The organism is Streptomyces pinistramenti (genome assembly GCF_020564935.1).
In the GTDB taxonomy this organism is placed as follows: Bacteria; Actinomycetota; Actinomycetes; order Streptomycetales; family Streptomycetaceae; genus Streptomyces; species Streptomyces pinistramenti.
This window is the reverse complement of sequence record NZ_JAJCXB010000008.1, coordinates 90,892-108,470: the sequence shown is the minus strand read 5'-3', so window position 1 is coordinate 108,470 and position 17,579 is coordinate 90,892. Positions and strand designations below refer to the sequence as shown.

Annotated in this window: 20 protein-coding genes; 5 read left to right on the top strand and 15 right to left on the bottom strand. The window is 72.2% G+C overall.

All coding sequences use genetic code 11. The annotated features are described in order from the left end of the window. Window positions 1-50 precede the first annotated feature (50 nt). The 12 genes from LIU39_RS08535 to LIU39_RS08480 form a co-directional block, all read right to left on the bottom strand. Window positions 51-1,781, bottom strand: a complete 1,731-nt coding sequence (locus LIU39_RS08535; RefSeq protein ID WP_227045973.1) for a sensor histidine kinase — start codon at window positions 1,779-1,781, stop codon at window positions 51-53. A gap of 176 nt (window positions 1,782-1,957) precedes the next feature. Beyond that, window positions 1,958-2,392: a DUF7144 family membrane protein gene (locus tag LIU39_RS08530; RefSeq protein ID WP_372463826.1), complete on the bottom strand. Its 435-nt coding sequence runs from the start codon at window positions 2,390-2,392 to the stop codon at window positions 1,958-1,960. A 312-nt stretch (window positions 2,393-2,704) separates the two neighbouring features. Next, window positions 2,705-3,004: a DUF1876 domain-containing protein gene (locus LIU39_RS08525; protein WP_227045972.1), complete on the bottom strand. Its 300-nt coding sequence runs from the start codon at window positions 3,002-3,004 to the stop codon at window positions 2,705-2,707. A 136-nt stretch (window positions 3,005-3,140) separates the two neighbouring features. Further along, window positions 3,141-4,298, bottom strand: a complete 1,158-nt coding sequence (gene paaE / locus LIU39_RS08520) for a 1,2-phenylacetyl-CoA epoxidase subunit PaaE (RefSeq protein ID WP_227045971.1) — start codon at window positions 4,296-4,298, stop codon at window positions 3,141-3,143. Beyond that, window positions 4,298-4,819, bottom strand: coding sequence for a 1,2-phenylacetyl-CoA epoxidase subunit PaaD (gene paaD / locus LIU39_RS08515; protein WP_227046045.1), 522 nt, complete (start codon window positions 4,817-4,819; stop codon window positions 4,298-4,300). Before paaD ends, paaE begins: the two co-directional genes overlap by 1 nt. 2 nt (window positions 4,820-4,821) lie before the next feature. After that, window positions 4,822-5,688 (bottom strand): 1,2-phenylacetyl-CoA epoxidase subunit PaaC, encoded by an 867-nt coding sequence (gene paaC / locus LIU39_RS08510; RefSeq protein ID WP_227045970.1) that lies wholly within the window; start codon window positions 5,686-5,688, stop codon window positions 4,822-4,824. A 16-nt stretch (window positions 5,689-5,704) separates the two neighbouring features. Then, window positions 5,705-6,007, bottom strand: coding sequence for a 1,2-phenylacetyl-CoA epoxidase subunit PaaB (gene paaB / locus LIU39_RS08505; RefSeq protein WP_227045969.1), 303 nt, complete (start codon window positions 6,005-6,007; stop codon window positions 5,705-5,707). Continuing rightward, window positions 6,004-7,008 carry a 1,2-phenylacetyl-CoA epoxidase subunit PaaA gene (gene paaA / locus LIU39_RS08500; protein ID WP_227045968.1) on the bottom strand — a complete coding sequence of 335 codons (1,005 nt, stop codon included), beginning with the start codon at window positions 7,006-7,008 and terminating at the stop codon, window positions 6,004-6,006. Before paaA ends, paaB begins: the two co-directional genes overlap by 4 nt. Before the next feature lie 148 nt (window positions 7,009-7,156). Continuing rightward, complete coding sequence (locus LIU39_RS08495; protein WP_227045967.1) at window positions 7,157-8,026, bottom strand: 3-hydroxyacyl-CoA dehydrogenase family protein; 870 nt, start codon at window positions 8,024-8,026, stop codon at window positions 7,157-7,159. Continuing rightward, complete coding sequence (locus LIU39_RS08490) at window positions 8,023-8,772, bottom strand: enoyl-CoA hydratase/isomerase family protein (RefSeq protein WP_227045966.1); 750 nt, start codon at window positions 8,770-8,772, stop codon at window positions 8,023-8,025. Before LIU39_RS08490 ends, LIU39_RS08495 begins: the two co-directional genes overlap by 4 nt. After that, the gene (locus tag LIU39_RS08485) at window positions 8,769-9,992 is read right to left on the bottom strand and encodes a thiolase family protein (protein ID WP_227045965.1); all 1,224 of its coding nucleotides are present in this window, start codon (window positions 9,990-9,992) and stop codon (window positions 8,769-8,771) included. The genes LIU39_RS08490 and LIU39_RS08485 overlap by 4 nt, the downstream gene beginning before the upstream one ends. Next, entirely contained in the window at window positions 9,985-10,263 is a 279-nt protein-coding gene (locus tag LIU39_RS08480; protein ID WP_227045964.1) for a hypothetical protein, read from the bottom strand. The genes LIU39_RS08485 and LIU39_RS08480 overlap by 8 nt, the downstream gene beginning before the upstream one ends. A gap of 150 nt (window positions 10,264-10,413) precedes the next feature. Between LIU39_RS08480 and paaI the strand changes: the two genes are divergently transcribed. Together paaI and paaK are read left to right on the top strand one after the other, a co-directional pair. Next, window positions 10,414-10,803 (top strand): hydroxyphenylacetyl-CoA thioesterase PaaI, encoded by a 390-nt coding sequence (gene paaI, locus LIU39_RS08475; RefSeq protein WP_264482554.1) that lies wholly within the window; start codon window positions 10,414-10,416, stop codon window positions 10,801-10,803. Then, a complete protein-coding gene (gene paaK / locus LIU39_RS08470; protein WP_227045962.1) occupies window positions 10,800-12,146 on the top strand; it encodes a phenylacetate--CoA ligase PaaK in 1,347 nt (448 codons plus the stop codon). The genes paaI and paaK overlap by 4 nt, the downstream gene beginning before the upstream one ends. Window positions 12,147-12,191: 45 nt before the next feature. Here paaK and LIU39_RS08465 read toward each other — a convergent pair whose 3' ends face one another. Continuing rightward, window positions 12,192-13,085 (bottom strand): helix-turn-helix transcriptional regulator, encoded by an 894-nt coding sequence (locus LIU39_RS08465; RefSeq protein WP_227045961.1) that lies wholly within the window; start codon window positions 13,083-13,085, stop codon window positions 12,192-12,194. Window positions 13,086-13,253: 168 nt separating this feature from the next. Here LIU39_RS08465 and LIU39_RS08460 point away from each other — a divergent pair, with 168 nt between their 5' ends. From LIU39_RS08460 to LIU39_RS08450, 3 genes are read left to right on the top strand one after another with little or no spacing between them, the layout of a single operon-like run. Beyond that, the gene (locus LIU39_RS08460) at window positions 13,254-13,844 is read left to right on the top strand and encodes a non-oxidative hydroxyarylic acid decarboxylases subunit B (protein ID WP_227045960.1); all 591 of its coding nucleotides are present in this window, start codon (window positions 13,254-13,256) and stop codon (window positions 13,842-13,844) included. 48 nt (window positions 13,845-13,892) lie between these two features. After that, complete coding sequence (locus LIU39_RS08455) at window positions 13,893-15,317, top strand: non-oxidative hydroxyarylic acid decarboxylases subunit C (RefSeq protein ID WP_227045959.1); 1,425 nt, start codon at window positions 13,893-13,895, stop codon at window positions 15,315-15,317. Between the two features lie 53 nt (window positions 15,318-15,370). Then, the gene (locus tag LIU39_RS08450; protein WP_227045958.1) at window positions 15,371-15,619 is read left to right on the top strand and encodes a non-oxidative hydroxyarylic acid decarboxylases subunit D; all 249 of its coding nucleotides are present in this window, start codon (window positions 15,371-15,373) and stop codon (window positions 15,617-15,619) included. 22 nt (window positions 15,620-15,641) lie between these two features. On the opposite strand, the gene LIU39_RS08445 is transcribed toward LIU39_RS08450, so the two are convergent. Further along, entirely contained in the window at window positions 15,642-15,932 is a 291-nt protein-coding gene (locus LIU39_RS08445; RefSeq protein ID WP_227045957.1) for a hypothetical protein, read from the bottom strand. 100 nt (window positions 15,933-16,032) lie between these two features. Further along, window positions 16,033-17,541: a hypothetical protein gene (locus LIU39_RS08440; protein ID WP_227045956.1), complete on the bottom strand. Its 1,509-nt coding sequence runs from the start codon at window positions 17,539-17,541 to the stop codon at window positions 16,033-16,035. Window positions 17,542-17,579 lie beyond the last annotated feature (38 nt).

Here is a 17,579-nt window from a genome sequence, read left to right as displayed (position 1 = left end):
CACGGCTGTGCTCGACGGGCCGGTTTCACGGTGATGGTCTCGGGCCGGTTTCACGGCGGTGCGAGCGGAACCTGCCACTCCAGTTGGGTGCCGCCCTGCTTTCGGGCCACGGCGGTCATGGAGCCGCCCGCGCTTTCGGCGCGCTTGGCGAGATTGGCCAGTCCGCCGGGCCGGACGTCCTGCGGGATGCCCACCCCGTTGTCCCTGACGCGCAGCCGCAGCGTACCGGCGCGGACGATCAGCGAGATGTCCACCGATGTGGCGTGCGCATGCCGCGCGGCATTGCTCAGGGCCTCACCGAGCACCGCCACCACATGATCGGCGAGGCCCGCCGGTACCTCGGTGTCGATCAGACCCGCCATCCGGAGGGACGGCGTGAACCCCAGCGTGCGCGCCGCCTGTTCGACGGCGGTGACGGTACGCACCCGCAGCCCGTGCCCGGAGCGGCCCGACGGGTGTGCGCGCAGGCCGAAAATCGTCGACCGGATGATTTTGATCGTCTCGTCGAGATCGTCCACCGCCCGCAGCAGCCGCTCGCTCGCCTCCGGGTGATCCACGAACCGCACCGTGCTCTGCAACGTCATACCGGTGGCGAAGAGGCGCTGGATGGCCAGATCGTGCAGATCGCGGGCGATCCGGTCGCGGTCCTTCAGCAGTGCGAGCTGCTCGTCCGACCGGCGCTGCTCGGCCAGTTCCCTCGCGAGCGCCGCCTGCCCCGCGAACGTCAGCAGCGGCGCGGTCTCCGGCTCGGTGAACGGATCGCGCCCCCGGACCCGCGCCAGCAGCAGCACACCTCGCGCCCGCTCCCCGGTGATCATCGGCACCGCGACGGCAGGCCCAAGACCCGCCCAGAGCGCAGGACCCGCCGTGATCCGGCCGTCGTGCTCCACGTCGACGCTGATCAGCGGCCGGCCCGCGTCGAGCGCCGCGCCGACGAACGAACCCTCGCGCGGCAGGTCGAGGCCGCGGTGCGCCGCCGCGCAGACACCGGACGCCAGCACCACGTGCAGCGTCTCCGGCCCGGCGGGCAGCGCCAGTACGCCCAGATCGGCGCCGAGAATGCGCTGCGCATGATCGACGATCAGTTCCAGCACGTCCATGTCGTCGGCGCCCGGCAGCCGGCTGCCGGGCAGCAGACTCGCGACGATCTCGCCGTTGGCCTGGAGCCACTGCTGGCGGTAGCGGGCCTCCTCGTACAGGCGGGCGTTCTCGATGGCCACACCGGCGGCCACCGCGAGCGTCGCGAGCACCGTCTCGTCCTCCGCGTCGAACTCCCCGCCGCCGCGCTTCTCGGTGAGATAGAGGTTGCCGAACACCTCGTCACGCACCCGGATCGGCACTCCCAGGAAGGAGCGCATCGGCGGGTGGTGGGGCGGGAATCCGTACGACGCGGGGTGCTCGGACAGCTCCGCGAGCCGCAGCGGCTCGGGGTGCCGGATCAGTTCGCCCAGGATGCCGTGCCCGGCCGGCGGGTGACCGATGGTCCGTTCCTGCTCGTCCGTGACGCCGACCGGCAGGAACCGGGTGAGCCGGGTGCCTTCGCCGACCACGCCAAGCGCCCCGTACTCGGCGTCGACCACGACGACGGCGGCTTCGACGATGCGCCGCAGTACCTGCGGCAGTTCCAGTGCGCCGCCCACCGAAAGCACAGCTTCGAGCAGCAGAGGGGAGGACCGGCCGCCTTGGCGCACGGCGTCCAGGCGTTCCTTGAGATCTTCCGGCAGCGCGTCCAGCCGCCGCCGGGTGTCACCGCCGCGATCCGATCCGTCGTCGCCCACCACGCCTCCGCCGCGACCCCGCACTGCGGGCGGGGACCTGTTCTCCACGGTAGCCGTCGGGGGCGTGGGGGCATCTTGGGAGGCCGACGGCGGCCGGAGGACGGCGGCCGGGTGCGGGTGGCCGTCGGAAGACCGGTGAGCTGCGGCGAGCGGGCCCGGGGATCACCGGGGTCACCGGGTCACCGGGTCAGTGTGTCCCGGTTGCTCGTGCACAGGGCCCAGATCACGAATCCGTTCACCGCGATCAGCGCGAGGGCCCAGAGCGGGAAGTACGGAAGCCACAGGAAGTTCGCGATCATGGCGATGCCGGCGAGGACGACCCCGACGGCCCGCGCCCACAGCGCCCCGCTGAGCAGGGCGAAGCCGGCCAGCGCGATCACGATGCCGAGGATGAGGTGGATCCAGCCCCAACTGCTCAGGCTGAACTGGAACGTGTAGTTGTTCGTCGCGACGAACACCTTGTCCTTGGCGAGGGCCGAGATGCCCTCCAGGATCGCCATGATGCCGCCGAAGATCATCAGGGCGGAGGCGAAGGCGGTCCAGCCGGTTACCGCGATTCGTGTGGACCGGTCGCCGTTGGTATCCGCGTGACCGGCCCCCGTATGCGTAGCCATATCTCGCTCCCTGTTCTCGCTCCTTGACGCTCGGACTCGTCGTCGACCGGCAGGATCCCGACCGGCAACCGTCCTCAGCCTGGCACCGCCGCCGACGGCAGGTGATGGGCGGTTCGGCCCCCGGGACCAGGGCCACATGGGGCCACTTCGCGGGCCGGACGCTGCACCGGACAGCCCTTCCGCCCCGAGGCGGTCGTCCGGAGCCCGCCGCTCGGGGCTGCCGCACCGGCCGTCGTCCCAGGGCCCGCCACCGGAGCCCGCCGCTGGGGGCCGGGCTCCGGTCCAGCCAGGGCCATCGGCCCGCTTCCGGGCTCAGGCCATGGCGTCGGTCCAGCCGTACGCCGCCCGCCGCGGGCGTTCGGGGGGCGCGGCACCGGCACAGGCCAGATCCCGGTCGGCGACCTGGATGAGCCGCCCGGCCAGATCCCGCATCGCACGGGCGACCGCCAGCTCGTCGCCGATCTCCGGGATGTCGACGTCCTCGGGGCTGCACCGGGCGGTGCCGTGCCCGGTGAGCGAGGCGGTTCCGGTGTCCAGCACCGCGCGCGCCCTGGTCGTGCCGTCCTCCTCGAAGAGGTACAGCCGAACCTTCCACTCCGCCGTCTTCGTCATGGCCTGCCTCCGCCGTGTCCGTCGGCCGCCCCCGTACCCCTTCACTCTCGGACGACGGCGGCGCCGACCGGCAGGGGCCGAAGGTCCCGCCCTGGGACGGACGCATACGACCTGCCGGCCGGGCGGGCGCCGGGGCTCAGCTGTCGAAGTCGACGGTGAGGTCGTCGGAGACCGGGAACGTCTGGCAGGTCAGGACGTAGCCGGCGTCGACCTCGGCGGTTTCGAGTGCGTAATTGCGGCGCATGTCGGCCTTGCCGTCGGTGACCAGGGCACGGCAGGTGCCGCAGACCCCGCCCTTGCAGGCGAAGGGCATGTCAGGGCGTATGCGGGAGGCGCCGTCGAGGAGCGTGCTGGTGCGGGGGAGCGCGGAGGTGGTGGAGCGGCCGTCGAGGGTGATGGTGACCTGGCTGACCGGGCCTTCGGCCACCGCCTCCTCATGGTGAACGGTATGAATCGGCTCGTCGTCGGCGAAGAAGAGTTCCTGGTGGACCCGCTCGTCGGGGACACCGAGACCGGCCAGGACCTGCTGGGCGTCGCGGACCATGCCGTGCGGGCCGCACAGCCACCAGTGGTCGGCGGACGGCACGTCGACGAGGCCGTCGACGAGGGCGGCCAGCCGCTCGGCATCCAGCCGGCCGGAGAGCAGGTCGGCCTCGCGGGGTTCGCGGGAGAGGACGTGACCGAGCTGGAAGCGGGAGTGGTGCAGGTCCTTGAGGTCGGCCAGTTCGTCGGCGAACATCACCGTGTCCGTACGGCGGTTGCCGTAGAACAGGGTGACCTGGGAGCGGGAGTCGGCGGCCAGCACCGACTCGGCGATGGAGACCATCGGGGTGATGCCCGAGCCCGCGGCGATCAGGACGTGGTGCCCCGGCCGGGACAGATCCGGGGTGAAGACACCCGTCGGGGCCATCACTTCGACGGCGTCACCGGGGCGCACGTCCTGCACCAGCCAGGACGAGAACAGCCCGCCGGGCACGACCCGGACCCCGATCCGCAGGCGGGCGCCCACCGGGGAGCAGATGGAGTACGACCGGCGTTCGTCGCGGCCCTCGATCTCGCGGCGCAGGGTGAGCGACTGGCCGGGCCGGAACGCGAACTCCTCGGCCAGCTCGTCGGGCACGTCGAAGCTGATCGCCGCGGCGTCCTCGCACAGCGGCTGGACCGCGGCGACCCGCAGGGTGTGGAACGCCGGGCGGCGACGGGCCCGCGCGGGCACGGGGGCCTGGGCGGCGGGGGCCACGCCCCTGGCGTCGGGCGCCGGCTGCTCGGCGAGCTCGGACGAGGTCGGGGCCATCAGATCTCCTTGACGTACTCGAAAGGCTCAAGGCAACTGCGGCAGCGCCACAGGGCCTTGCAGGAGGTGGCGGCGAACCGCGAGGTCTCCTGGGTGTCCGAGGATCCGCAGCGCGGGCAGGGCACGGCGTGCCGGACGGCGGACAGCTCCAGGGGCACCGGCCCGGAGGTGTGCCGCGGCGCGGCTCCGGGCGGCGCTATGCCGTGCTCGGCCAGCTTGCGGCGGCCCGCGGGGGTGATCCAGTCGCTGGTCCACGGCGGATCCAGGACCGTGCGGATCTCCACCTGTGCGAAGCCTGCGGCATGCAGCCGGGAGGCGACGTCGGCGCGCATCTCGGCCATCGCAGGGCAGCCCGAATAGGTCGGGGTCAGGCTGGCCGTGACGGTGCCGTCCGCGGCCACCTCGACGTCGCGCAGGACGCCGAGATCGGCCAGGGTGAGCATCGGCAGCTCCGGGTCGGGCACCTGCTCGGCGAGGTGCCGGGCCCGGCGTGCGTCGGTGAGCGGCGCGACGGTGGGCATCGTCACCACGCTCCTTCGGGGTGGGCGCGGGCCACGCTCTGCAGTTCGGCGAGCAGCGGCGCCAGATGCGCGGTGTGGTCGCCCGCCCGGCCGTACCCGGGAAGCGGTGCGGCGGCGGGCAGGGCGAGGCCCGCGGCGTCGAAGACCTGCCGCAGGACACCGGTCACCTCGTCCCGCAGGTCCGCCGGGCCGATCCCCGACACCGGGCGGGACGCGAAGAGTTCATCCACGTACGGCGAGACCGCGTCGAGCGCGGTACGCATCCTGCGGTGCGACTCCTCGGTGCCGTCGCCGAGCCGCACCGTCCAGTCCGCGGCGTACTGGCGGTGGTACGTCAGCTCCTTGACGCCCTTGGCCGCGATGGCGGCGAGTACCGGATCCGCCGCGGAGCCGGCGAGGCGGGTGAGGAGCGCCAGCCGCCAGGACGACAGGATCAGCAACCGGACGGTGGAGAAGGCGAAGTCCCCGTTGGGCAGTTCCGCGAGCCGGACATTGCGGAAGGCGGCCGCGTCCCGGAAGTAGGCGAAGGCGTCCTCGTTCCGGCCGGAGCCGTCCACTTGGCCCGCCCGTGCGTACAACAGCCGTGCCTGGCCGAGCAGATCGAGTCCGATGTTGGCGAGCGCGACCTCTTCCTCCAGCTCGGGGGCGCGGGTGCACCACTCGGCCAGACGCTGCGCGCCGACCAGGGCGTCGTCCCCGAGCGCGGTGCAGGCGGCGGCCAGTTCGACGGCGTCGGTCCCGGCGGGCACGGAGGTGTCGACGCCATGCAGCGGGTCCTCGAAGCCGGTGCCGAACGCCCAGCGGGCGTCGCTCTCGCCGTGTCCCTCGGCCAGGGACAGGTAGACGTGGTCGTCGGTGACGTCAGTCATGTCGCTCCTCCTGTTCCTAGATGTGCGGGACGTCTTCGGGTATGTCGTAGAAGGTGGGGTGGCGGTAGACCTTGTCGGCGCTGGGCGCGAAGAAGGGATCCTTCTCGTCGCGGGTGGAGGCCGCTATGTGCACGGACGGCACGACCCAGATGCTGACGCCTTCATTGCGCCGGGTGTAGAGGTCGCGGGCGTGCGTGAGCGCCATCCGGTCGTCGGCGGCGTGCAGCGAGCCGACGTGGACGTGGTTCAGGCCGCGCTTGCCGCGGACGAACACCTCGTACAGCGGCCAGCCGGCCTTCGAGTCGTCGGTGTTGCTCATGCCGCCGTTCCTTCCTGGGTCTGCGGGGCGTCCGGAATGCGGGCGGCGGTCTTCGCCGCGTGGGCGCTGGCCGCCTCGCGCACCCAGGCGCCTTCCTCGTGGGCGGTCCGGCGCCGCGTGATGCGTTCGGCGTTGCACGGTCCGTCCCCCTTGATCACGCGCTGGAGTTCGGACCAGTCGGGGGTGCCGAAGTCGTGCCGTCCGCGCTCGTCGTTCCAGCGCAGTTCGGGGTCCGGCAGGGTCACGCCGAGCTTGGCGGCCTGCGGGACGGTCATGTCGACGAAGCGCTGGCGCAGCTCGTCGTTGGTGTGCCGCTTGATCTTCCAGGCCATCGACGCGGCGGAGTTGGGGGAGTCGCCGTCGGGCGGGCCGAACATCATCAGCGACGGCCACCACCAGCGGTCCACCGCGTCCTGGACCATCGCGCGCTGGGCTTCGGTGCCACGCATCATCGTCAGCAGCAGTTCGTAACCCTGCCGCTGGTGGAACGACTCCTCCTTGCAGATCCGCACCATCGAGCGGGCGTAGGGGCCGTACGAACTGCGGCACAGCGGCACCTGGTTGCAGATCGCGGCGCCGTCCACGAACCAGCCGATCACGCCGACGTCGGCGAAGCTCGGTGTCGGGTAGTTGAAGATCGACGAGTATTTCTGGCGGCCCTCGATCAGCCGCTCGGTCAGATCTGCGCGGTCGGCGCCCAGCGTCTCGGCCGCGGAGTACAGATACAGGCCGTGGCCCGCCTCGTCCTGGACCTTCGCGAAGAGGATGGCTTTACGGCGCAGCGAGGGCGCACGGGTGATCCACTCGCCCTCGGGCTGCATGCCGATGATCTCGGAGTGCGCGTGCTGCGCGATCTGCCGGATCAGCGTCTTGCGGTAGCCGTCCGGCATCCAGTCCCGCGGTTCGATCCGCTGGTCCTTGGCGATCGAGGCGTCGAATTGCTCTTGGAGCTGCTGCTCGGCGCCGTCGGTGGCCGACGGGGCGGAGTGTGTCGTGGTCATCGATACCAGCTTCCCTACCGACCATTCGTTCGGTTCATATTCTGACGAGTTTCCGTTGATCGGGCAAGCCCTTTCGGGGATTCGCCGGCAGATCGCCGTGGTCTGCCCGGATGCACTCCGGCGGCGGGCCCGGAGACCGCCGCCGCGCTCACTCCCACACGTAGAAGCCCTGGCCCGTCTTCCGCCCCAGCTCACCGCGGGTGACCTTGTCCCGGAGCAGCTGCGGCGGCGCGAAGCGCTCACCGAGCGTGGCGTGCAGATACTCCGCGATGGCCAGCCGGACATCGAGCCCGACCAGGTCCGTCAGGCGCAGCGGCCCCATCGGGTGCTTGTACCCCAGGCTCATGGCGTCGTCGATGGCCTCGGCCGATGCCACGCCGTCCTCGACCATGCGGATCGCCTCCAGGCCGAGCGCCAGGCCGAGGCGGCTGCTGGCGAAGCCGGGGGAGTCCTTGACGACGACGTCCTTCTTGCCGAGTGCCTGCGTCCAGTTCAGCGCGGTTTCCACCACCCCGGCGTCGGTACCCGGCGCGACGACGATCTCGACGAGGGCGGAGGCCGGTACGGGGTTGAAGAAGTGCATGCCCAGGAAGCGGCCGGGTCGGGTCAGGGCAGCGGCCAGTTCGGTGACCGACAGGGAACTGGTGTTGGTGGCCAGCACCGCCGTACTGCCCACCGCCCGCTCGGCCGCGGCGAGCACGCCGGCCTTGAGCGCGGCGTCCTCCGGCACGGCCTCGACGACCAGGTCGGCATCGGCCGGCAGCCCGCCGATCGAGTCCGTGAGGGTGACGCGGTTCAGGATCTCCTCGACGGACCCGCCGAGCTTGCCGCGTTCGGCGGCCCGGCGCAGCCCGCCGGCCACCCGTTCCAGGGCCGCGGCCGCGGCCTCGCCGCCGCTCTCCACGACGGTCACGGACGAGCCGGCCGCCGCGAAAGACTGCGCGATGCCGGCGCCCATACGGCCGCCGCCGATCACGCCGACGGCGGCGGGCGCGGAGGGGGATGCGGTGGTGGTCATGCTCGGTTCCTCTTCTCCAGGAAGGCTGTCATCCGGTCCTTCTTGTCCTGGCCCTCGAACAGCACGGCCTGGGCCAGATCGTCGGCTATCGGGTGGGCGCCCGGGGAGTCGGTCACCAGCTTCGTCAGCCGCAGGGCCGCGGCCGACGAGCGGGCCATCCGGTCCAGCAACGCATGTGCCGCGTCGGACAGTTGCGGTGCCGGCACGACGTCGATCACCAGACCCGCGACCAGCGCGGCCTGCGCGTCGAGATTCCGCCCGGCGAGCAGGACCTGCTTGGCGACCGACTCGCCGACCAGCTCCGGTAGCCGCCAGCACGCGCCGGCGGCGGCCAGGATGCCGAGCCCAGGCTCCGGATTGCCGAACACCGCGTCGGACCCCGCGATCCGGATGTCGCAGGCGTACGCCAGCTCGGCGCCGCCGCCCAGCGCCCAGCCGTCGACGGCCGCCACCGTCGGCATCGGCAGCCTGCGCACCCGCTCGAACAGCCGGCTGTTGATGCCCCGCAGGGCCTCCTCCCGGCCGCGGCGCAGCAGTTCGGCGATGTCGGCGCCGCCCGCGAAGACCCCGCCGTGGCCGGTCAGCAGCAACAGCTTCGGATCGCGTTCCAGCAGCTCGCACACGGAGTGCAGCTCGTTGATCATCTGCCCGCTGATGGCGTTGCGTGCCCCGGGGCGGTGCAGGGTGACGACGACCCGGTCGGTGCGCTCCTCGACCAGCAGTGTCTCGTACGTGGGCTCGGTCATACCCGCTCCACCAGCATGGCCGCGCCCTGGCCCACACCGACGCACAAGGTGGCCAGACCCCGGCGTGCGTCCTCGCGTTCCAGCCGCCCGAGCAGTGTGAGCAGGATCCGGGCGCCGGAGCAGCCCAGCGGGTGGCCGAGCGCGATGGCGCCGCCGTCGGCATTGACCGTCGCGTCGTCGAGCCGGAGCCGGCCGATCACCGCGAGGGCCTGCGCGGCGAATGCCTCGTTCAGCTCGACCGCCTCCAGCTCGCCGGTCGTCCACCCGGCGCGGGCCAGCGCCTTCTCTGTGGCGGGGACCGGGCCCAGACCCATGAGATGGGGCTGCACTCCGGCCGACGCGGAGGTGACGATCCGGGCCCGCGGGGTGAGCCCGTGCCGCTCCACCGCGGCGGCGCTCGCCACGACCAGGGCGGCGGCACCGTCGGACAGCGGCGATGCCGAACCCGCCGTGACGATGCCGTCCTTGCGGAAGATCGTGCGCAGCCCGCCGAGCTTCTCCAGCGTTGTCGCGGGCCGCGGGCCCTCGTCGCGGTCCACCACGCCGTTCTTCACCGGGACCGGCACGATCTCGCGGTCGAACCGGCCCGCCTCCTGGGCGGCGACGGCGCGACGGTGACTGCGCAGCGCGAAGGCGTCGGACGCGGCGCGGCCGATGCCGTCGAGCGCGGCGACCTCCTCGGCCGTCTCACCCATCGACAGCGTCACCTTCACCGTCTCCGGGCCGCTGCCCGCGGGGACCGCGCGGTCGGCGGCAGCGAAGCGGGGGTTGGTGAAACGCCAGCCCAGCGAGGTGTCCTGCACCTCGCCCGGCTTCGCCCACGGGGTGCCCGGCTTCTCGATGACCCACGGGGCGCGGGTCATCGACTCCACGCCGCCCGCGACGACCAGTTCGGCCTCGCCGGCCCGCACCGCCTGGGCCGCCGATGCCACCGCGGTCAGTCCCGATGCGCACAGCCGGTTGACGGTGTAGCCGGGCACTGTGTGCGGCAGCCCCGCCAGAAGCACGGCCATCCGCGCCACATCGCGGTTGTCCTCGCCGGCCTGGTTCGCCGCGCCGAGGATCACCTCGTCCACGGCGTCGGCGGGTATCCCCGAGCGCCGTACCGCCTCGCCCACCACCAGGGCCGCCAGGTCGTCGGGGCGTACGGAGGCCAGGGCACCTCCGAAGCGGCCCTGCGGGGTGCGGGCCCCGTCGATGAGGTAGACCTCGTCAGGCATTGCTGCCCTCCTTGTCGTGAGAGTTGCTGAAGGCGGCGGGCCGGTTGACGAAGCCGCCGCCGGTGAGATGCTGCGCCGGGTGCACGTCGGCCTCCAGGGGTCTCAACTCGGCGTCGGGCGGGGTGTCTTCGCGGTGCCGGCTGCCCGTGCGGGGCTGATGGGCGATGCCCTGCGGAAGGCTGTGCGGGAAGGATCCGGCGGCGACGGCCGCTTCCGGCAGCGCGCGGTGGCGGGCGGAGGAGTCCGGGCACTCGGGGGCTTTCCGGGGCATCTGTTCCACCTCTTGACAGGCAGCGGTGAAGCTTGATTACTTGACTGAGCCGCACGCTAACCGAATGTTCGGTCGGTGCACAAGGCGGTGGATGAGGCGGTGGATAACGTGTGGCAAGCCACGGAAGCGGCAGCCGGCCCGGTGGAGCGGATGTTCGCGGACGACCAGGCGTCCCAAGGGCTCGGCATCGCGCTGGTGGAGCACGGCGAAGGGACCGCCGTGCTCCGGATGACCGTCACTTCCGCCATGGTCAACGGGCACGGGACCGCCCACGGCGGTTATCTGTTCCTGTTCGCCGACACCGCGTTCGCCTGCGCCTGCAACAGCCACGGCCCGGTGACCGTCGCGGCCGCCGCCGACATCGACTTCGTCGCCCCCGCGCACGAGGGAGACGAACTGCAGGCGACCGCGGTGGAGCGCACCCGGTACGGCCGCAGCGGGATCTACGACGTGAGCATCCGGCGCGGGGACGAACTGATTGCGGAATTCCGCGGCCGCAGCCGCAGTATCCGAAGCACGAAGACGAAGGAGCCGCGATGAGCAGCGAACTGACGGTCCCGGCGGCCGGGGGATCCCGTCGTGGGGAGCCGCTCCCGGACGCACTGCTGGACGACGGGGAGCGGATGTCCGCGCCGGAGCTGCGGGACCACCAGCTCAGGCAGCTCCGCTGGACGCTGCGGCACGCGTACGACAACGTCGAGCTGTACCGCAAGAAGTTCGACCGGGCCGGCGTGCGGCCCGACGACTGCCGCACCCTGGAGGATCTGGCCCGCTTCCCGTTCACCACCAAGGCCGACCTGCGCGACACCTACCCCTTCGGGATGTTCGCCGTCCCGATGTCCGACGTCCGCCGCATCCACGCATCCAGCGGCACCACCGGAGCGCCCACCGTCGTGGGCTACACCGACAACGACCTGTCGATGTGGGCCGACGTGATCGCCCGCTCCCTTCGCGCCGCCGGCTGCCGCCCCGGCGACAAGGTGCACATCTCCTACGGCTACGGCCTGTTCACCGGCGGGCTCGGCGCCCACTACGGTGCAGAGCGGGCCGGCTGCACGGTGATCCCCGCGTCCGGCGGAATGACCGCCCGGCAGGTGCAGATCATCCGGGACTTCCGGCCCGAGGTCATCATGGTCACGCCGTCCTACATGCTCACCCTCCTCGACGAGTTCGAGCGCCAGGGCGTCGATCCGCGCGACAGCTCCCTCAAGATCGGCATCTTCGGCGCCGAGCCCTGGACCGAGAGCATGCGCCGCGAGATCGAGGACGGGATGGACATCCATGCCGTGGACATCTACGGCCTCTCCGAGGTCTGCGGCCCCGGGGTGGCGCAGGAATGCGTGGACACCAAGGACGGGCTGCACATCTGGGAGGACCACTTCTACCCGGAGATCGTCGACCCGCTCGCGGACCACGTGCTGGCCGGCGGTGAGAGCGGCGAGCTGGTCTTCACCTCCCTCACCAAGGAGGCGCTGCCGGTCATCCGTTACCGCACGCACGACCTGACCCGGTTGCTGCCCGGCACGGTCCGCCCCGCCTTCCGCCGGATGGAGAAGGTCACCGGCCGCTGCGACGACATGATCATCCTGCGCGGGGTGAACGTCTTCCCCAGCCAGATCGAGGAGATCGTGCTCCGCACCCCCGATGTCGCCCCGCACTTCCAGGTGCAGCTGAGCCGGCGCGGCCGCATGGACCACATGACCCTCTTCGTCGAGGCCCGCCCCGGCACCGGGGCCGATCGGCGTGCCGAAGCGGCCGGGGCGATCGGCAAGGACGTCAAGGACGGTGTGGGGGTCACGGTCGAGGTGACGGTCGTCGACCCCGAAACGCTGGAGCGGTCGGTCGGCAAGATTCGCCGCATCAAGGACCTGCGGGGGCGGTGAACGCCCCGCCCGGCGGCCCCGTACAAGGCGGGGCCCCCGCCGCCCTCAAGGCCGGGTGCCCGAGGCGCGGGTGCGGAAGGCCGCGGGCGTCTCGCCGGAGCGGCGGCGGAAGAACTTGGTGAACACCGTGGCGCCCGGGAAGCCGAGCCGCTCGCCGATGGCGGTCGCGGGCAGATCGGTGTGCACCAGCAGGCGCTTGGCCTCCAGCAGGATCCGGTCGTCGATGAACTGCTTGGCGCCGCAGCCCGCGGTGGCCCGGGTCGCCCGGGTCAGGGTGCGGACGCTGTAGCCGAGCCCGGCGGCGTAGTCCTCCACGCGGTGGGTGCGGGTGAAGTCGCGCTCCACCGCCCGCCGGAAGCCGCGGAACGCCGCGCTGCCCGCTTCGTTGTCGGCCCGGCCGCCGTACAGATGGGCCAGCCGCAGCACCAGTACGGCGAGCAGATGCCGGACGACCTCGATGTGCACTTCAAGGGGCAGTGCGGCCGGCCGCCGGTATTCGCTCTCCAGCAGCGCAAGGACGCTCCGCACGGCCTGCCCGTCGGCTCCGGTGGGGGCCACCGGGCGCTGCCAGGGGTGCTGGTCGACGCGGGCGGCTTCCACGACGGCGGAGTTGAGGAAGCCGGGCAGGAAGAGCACGACGGTGCCCTCGGCGTCGGAGAGGTCGGAGCGGTACTGGTGGATCTGGCCGGGGCGCACCCACAGCCAGCTGCCCTCGGTCAGCTCGTGTTCGGTGAAGTCCACGGCGCAGCGCAGCGTGCCGGACCGCACGGTGATCAATTCGTGGAAGCCCGGCCGTTTGGGCGCGTACGGATCGACGCCGTGCCCGCGCGCGCGGGCGAGCAGCCCGGAGAAGCCGAGCACCTCGGCCCCCGGCGGGGCTCCGGCGGCGGACCGGTAGGGGAGTTCCGTGACGTCGGTGTGTTGTCCGTTTCTGTCCATGGCGTGTCTTCAGCGTACGGCTCCACCGGCCGGAACCGAACCTAGCGTGGAGAACGGCAGGACCGGTCAGGGGCCGTAGGTGCCCGGCCGGCCGGACTCTGCCGTGGAGCCGCGCTGACCGAAATGGTGCGGCGCTCCCTTTCCCCTTCCCCGGAGGAGCTGACCGCTGTGCGACTGATCGTAGGCATGACAGGTGCGACGGGTGCGGTGTTCGGCATCCGCCTGCTGGAGAACCTGCGGGAGCTGCCCGGCGTCGAGACGCATCTTGTCCTCTCCCGCTGGGCCCGCACCACCATCGAGCTGGAGACCGGCCTTTCGGCGCGCGAGGTGGGGGAGCTGGCCGACGAGGTGCACCCGCCGGATGACCAGGGCGCCACCCTCTCCTCCGGCTCGTTCCGGACCGACGGGATGGTCATCGCGCCCTGCTCCATGAAGACGCTGGCCGGCATCCGGGCCGGCTACGCCGACGGTCTTGTCGCCCGCGCGGCCGATGTGACCCTCAAGGAACGCCGCAGGCTCGTCCTCGTACCGCGGGAGACGCCGCTCAGCGAGATCCACCTGGAAAACATGCTGGCGCTCTCCCGGATGGGCGTGCAGATGGTCCCGCCGATGCCCGCCTTCTACCACCACCCGGCATCCGTGGACGACATCGTCGACCACATCACGGCCCGGATCCTCGACCAGTTCGACCTCCCGGCGCCCGCCGCCGTCCGCTGGGCCGGCCTGCGCGCCGCCCGCGACAGCAGGCCCGCGGCCTGACCCCGGCGGTGCGAACCCCCGCCCCCCCCCCACACACACGGAGCACCCATGGCCTTCGACGATCTCCGCAGCTTCCTCGAAACCCTCGACAAGGAGGGCCAGTTGCTGCACGTCACCGACGAGGTGATGCCCGAGCCCGACATCGCCGCCGCGGCGAACGCCGCCGCACGCATGGGCGAGAGCGCCCCCGCGCTCTACTTCGACCGCGTCACCGGCTTCACCGACGCCCGGATCGCCATGAACGTGCACGGCTCCTGGGCCAATCACGCCCTCGCCCTCGGCCTGCCCAAGGAGACCGGCACCAAGGACCAGGTCGACGCCTTCATCCGCCGCTGGGCGGACTTCCCCGTCAAGCCCGAACGGCGCGACGACCCGCCGTGGGCCGAGAACACCATGGACGGCGACGAGGCCGACATCTTCCAGGTCCTCCCGCTGATCCGCCTCAACGACGGCGACGGCGGTTTCTACATCGACAAGGCCGCCGTCGTCTCCAAGGACCCCGACGACCCCGGCAACAGCGACAAGCAGAACGTCGGGATCTACCGCATCGAGGTCAAGGGCAGGCGCCGGCTGGCCCTCCAGCCGGTCCCGATGCACGACATCGCCCAGCACCTGCACAAGGCCGAGGAAGCCGGCGAAGACCTGCCGGTCGCGATCACCATCGGCAACGACCCGGTCATCTCCATCGTCGCGTCCACCCCGATGAAGTACGACGAGAACGAGTACGAACTGGCCGGCGCACTGCGCGGGGCGCCCGCGCCCGTCACCGCGGCCCCGCTGACCGGCCTGCCCGTGCCGTGGGGGAGCGAGGTCGTCATCGAAGGCGTCATCGAGGGCCGCAAGCGCGAAATCGAGGGCCCGTTCGGCGAGTTCACCGGGCACTACTCCGGCGGCCGCAGCATGACCGTCATCCGCATCGACCGGATTTCCCACCGCAGCAGGCCGGTCTTCGAGCACCTCTACCTCGGTATGCCCTGGACCGAGGTAGACCATCTGATAGCCGCCAGCACCTGCGTGCCGCTGTACCAGCAGCTCAAGAAGGACTTCCCCGAGGTCCAGGCGGTCAATGCGATGTACACGCACGGTCTCGTCGTCATCGTCTCCACCAAGAAGCGCTACGGCGGCTTCGCCAAGGCCGTCGGCATGCGGGTGCTGACCACCCCGCACGGCCTGGGCTACGCCGCCACCGTCATCGTCGTCGACGAGGACGTGGACCCCTTCAACCTGCCCCAGGTGATGTGGGCCCTGTCCACCAAGATGAACCCCGCGGGCGACCTCATCCAGATCCCCAACCTGCCCGTCCTGGAACTGGCCCCGCAGGCAGCGGCACCCGGCATCGTCGACAAGCTCGTCATCGACGCCACCACACCCGTGGCCCCCGACCGCCGCGGCAACTACGGCAACCAGGTCCACGACCTGCCGGAGACCGCGGCCTGGCTGGAACGGCTCCAGCAGCTCGCCGCCGGCCGCTGAACGCCCCGGCAGCCACCACCCGTCCGCCCCTCCTCACGCAAGGAAGCAGCACCATGTCCGCACCCACCACGGTCTGTCCGCGCTGCGCGCACCCGGCCGTCGAGAACGTCTTCACCTCACCCGTGCCCGGCGCCTGGGACGTTCTCCAGTGCCGGCAGTGCCTCTACATGTGGCGCACCAGCGAACCCGCCCGGCGCACCCGCCGCGACGCCTATCCCGACCGCTTCAAGATGACCCGCGCCGACATCGACAACGCCATCGAAGTCCCGGCCGTGCCCCCGCTGCGCGAGCCCGCCGGCTGAGCCGCGCGCCGGGCCGCCGACCTCACTGCCCGAAGAGCCGGCGGAGTGTGGGACCGGCGTCCTCGCCGCCGCGTATCGCCTCGACGACGTCCTGGTGGAACGTGCGGCTGGCCTCCTCCGAAGGGCACGGCACGGGGCTGCCCGCCATCGTGAACCAGTCCGTCGCGCCCGTGAACTGCACGGCTACGTGCGCCAGCCCGTCCGACCACGTCGTGTGCAGGGTCAGGTCGCCTTCGATCACGCCGGCCTCCACGGTGCGCACCACGCCGGGTTGCGCGTGAATCCCGACGGTGGTCCAGGATGCCCAGGTCATGGAACTCCCCCTCGCTCACGGGGGCACCGGCCGGCGGCCGGGCGCAGTTCCTCAAGTCTGGCACCGGCAGCCGTTCGGCGCAGTGCGTCGCCGGGCGGGCTCAGCGCCGGGCCGGATCCGGCGGCAGATACGCGCGGTACGCACCGACGGGACCTGGCAGCCGCGGCAGGTCCACCGGCCGCCAGGCGCGGGCGAACGGCGGCGGCCGGCCCCCCGCCGGAGCGATCACGGCGACCGGCATCCGGCGTGCGACGGCCGCAAGTCCGGCCGGCGTGCTGCTCATGTCGTGGCCGTCGGTCTGGCGGGAGGCGCAGCCGGTGTAATACGCGAGGGGCACGGCGTGCTCACCACTGAGCGTGCACGGCGCCCGGAGCCCGAGCCGGTGCAGCGCCGAGGCCGCCTGCGTGTAGGCACGGCCCGTGGAGCGGCCGCCGGACGCGACGCGGCTGAGCACCTGGAACTGCACGCCGAGATGCCCGGCCAGCGCGACGGCGAGCACCACGCAGGACACCGTCCGGCGCACCGGCCGGCCCGCTGCGGTGCACAGGTGCACTACGCAGACCGCGACCGGCAGCGCCAGCAGCGCATAGACCGGCAGCAGGAACCGGGGCGCGGCGTAGCCGATCAGGAACAGGTAGGGGAAGGCCAGGGCGGCCGCCACCGCGCAGGGCAGCACGACGGCCGCCGTCCGGTGCGCCCGGACCCCGGCCAGCACCCCGCCGGCCGCCAGCACCGGCAGCGCGCACCACCACACGGCGGTGTGAGGCGCGTCCCACGGCACGTCACAGGGCCGGCACAGAGTGCGCCCGGCCAGCGCCCTGACCTGGTCGTCGACGGCGAAGTGCCAGCCGAGGCCGCCCTGGATCTCACTGGCCCGGTGCAGCCGCGCGCCCAGGCCCCCGTACCGCGTGTACGCCTCCACGACCCAGGACGCGCCGCCCACCAGCAGCCCGGCAGGGAGCGCGACACCCAGCGCCGGGCGGCGCAGGCCGGGCATCAGGAGGACGGCGACGGCGGCCGGCAGGGCCAGCCACAGCCCGTCGGCGGGCCGCATCAGTGTCACCACGGCCACGGACCCGGCCACCCCGACGGGCGCCGCCCGGTCGCCGGGACCGTCACAGGCGCGTACCAGGAAGCCGACACCGGCCAGCGCCCCCAGGGCGCACCAGAGGTTCGGCATGGCCGCCGAGCCGTAGAACAGGGTGGGCCACAGCCCGGCGAACAGGGCGCCGGCGCAGGCGAGTACCGGCGGGGCGAAGACCTTCCGCCAGACCCACAGGGCACCGAAAAGACCGGCCGACGACAGCACGACGAGGTAGACCCGCAGCACGGCCGTCGACGTGGTCAGGGCGGCCAACGGCGCCACCAGATAGGAGATGCCGCGGGCGCGGGGCGCGCTGAAGAACGCGGCGGGCGCGTGGTGGCCGACCTGGCTGACATAGACCGTCTCGTCCCAGCCGAGCCCCGAACCCGGTACCACGAAGGCCAGTTGGACCAGGGCGAAGGCTACGGCGACCGCGGCCGGCCACGGTGCGACGCGGGCGGCCCGGGAGCGCTGCCCGGCCGGGCCCGCGGGTCGCAGCGGACGCGGCGCCAGGCGTTCGTGCATCGCCGCTCCTCACCGGGGCCCGGCTGCTCATCGCGCCG

Bases quoted from the DNA above. Each gene is read 5' to 3' on its own strand.
- paaI (WP_264482554.1), top strand. From the start codon at position 10,414: ATGTTCGCGGACGACCAGGCGTCCCAAGGGCTCGGCATCGCGCTGGTG.
- paaB (WP_227045969.1), bottom strand. From the start codon at position 6,007: ATGAGCAACACCGACGACTCGAAGGCCGGCTGGCCGCTGTACGAGGTG.
- LIU39_RS08480 (WP_227045964.1), bottom strand. From the start codon at position 10,263: ATGCCCCGGAAAGCCCCCGAGTGCCCGGACTCCTCCGCCCGCCACCGC.
- paaA (WP_227045968.1), bottom strand. From the start codon at position 7,008: ATGACCACGACACACTCCGCCCCGTCGGCCACCGACGGCGCCGAGCAG.
- LIU39_RS08485 (WP_227045965.1), bottom strand. From the start codon at position 9,992: ATGCCTGACGAGGTCTACCTCATCGACGGGGCCCGCACCCCGCAGGGC.
- paaE (WP_227045971.1), bottom strand. From the start codon at position 4,298: ATGGCCCCGACCTCGTCCGAGCTCGCCGAGCAGCCGGCGCCCGACGCC.
- LIU39_RS08490 (WP_227045966.1), bottom strand. From the start codon at position 8,772: ATGACCGAGCCCACGTACGAGACACTGCTGGTCGAGGAGCGCACCGAC.
- LIU39_RS08495 (WP_227045967.1), bottom strand. From the start codon at position 8,026: ATGACCACCACCGCATCCCCCTCCGCGCCCGCCGCCGTCGGCGTGATC.
- LIU39_RS08440 (WP_227045956.1), bottom strand. From the start codon at position 17,541: ATGCACGAACGCCTGGCGCCGCGTCCGCTGCGACCCGCGGGCCCGGCC.
- paaK (WP_227045962.1), top strand. From the start codon at position 10,800: ATGAGCAGCGAACTGACGGTCCCGGCGGCCGGGGGATCCCGTCGTGGG.
- LIU39_RS08450 (WP_227045958.1), top strand. From the start codon at position 15,371: ATGTCCGCACCCACCACGGTCTGTCCGCGCTGCGCGCACCCGGCCGTC.
- paaD (WP_227046045.1), bottom strand. From the start codon at position 4,819: ATGCCCACCGTCGCGCCGCTCACCGACGCACGCCGGGCCCGGCACCTC.
- LIU39_RS08525 (WP_227045972.1), bottom strand. From the start codon at position 3,004: ATGACGAAGACGGCGGAGTGGAAGGTTCGGCTGTACCTCTTCGAGGAG.
- LIU39_RS08530 (WP_372463826.1), bottom strand. From the start codon at position 2,392: ATGGCTACGCATACGGGGGCCGGTCACGCGGATACCAACGGCGACCGG.
- LIU39_RS08445 (WP_227045957.1), bottom strand. From the start codon at position 15,932: ATGACCTGGGCATCCTGGACCACCGTCGGGATTCACGCGCAACCCGGC.
- LIU39_RS08455 (WP_227045959.1), top strand. From the start codon at position 13,893: ATGGCCTTCGACGATCTCCGCAGCTTCCTCGAAACCCTCGACAAGGAG.
- LIU39_RS08465 (WP_227045961.1), bottom strand. From the start codon at position 13,085: ATGGACAGAAACGGACAACACACCGACGTCACGGAACTCCCCTACCGG.
- paaC (WP_227045970.1), bottom strand. From the start codon at position 5,688: ATGACTGACGTCACCGACGACCACGTCTACCTGTCCCTGGCCGAGGGA.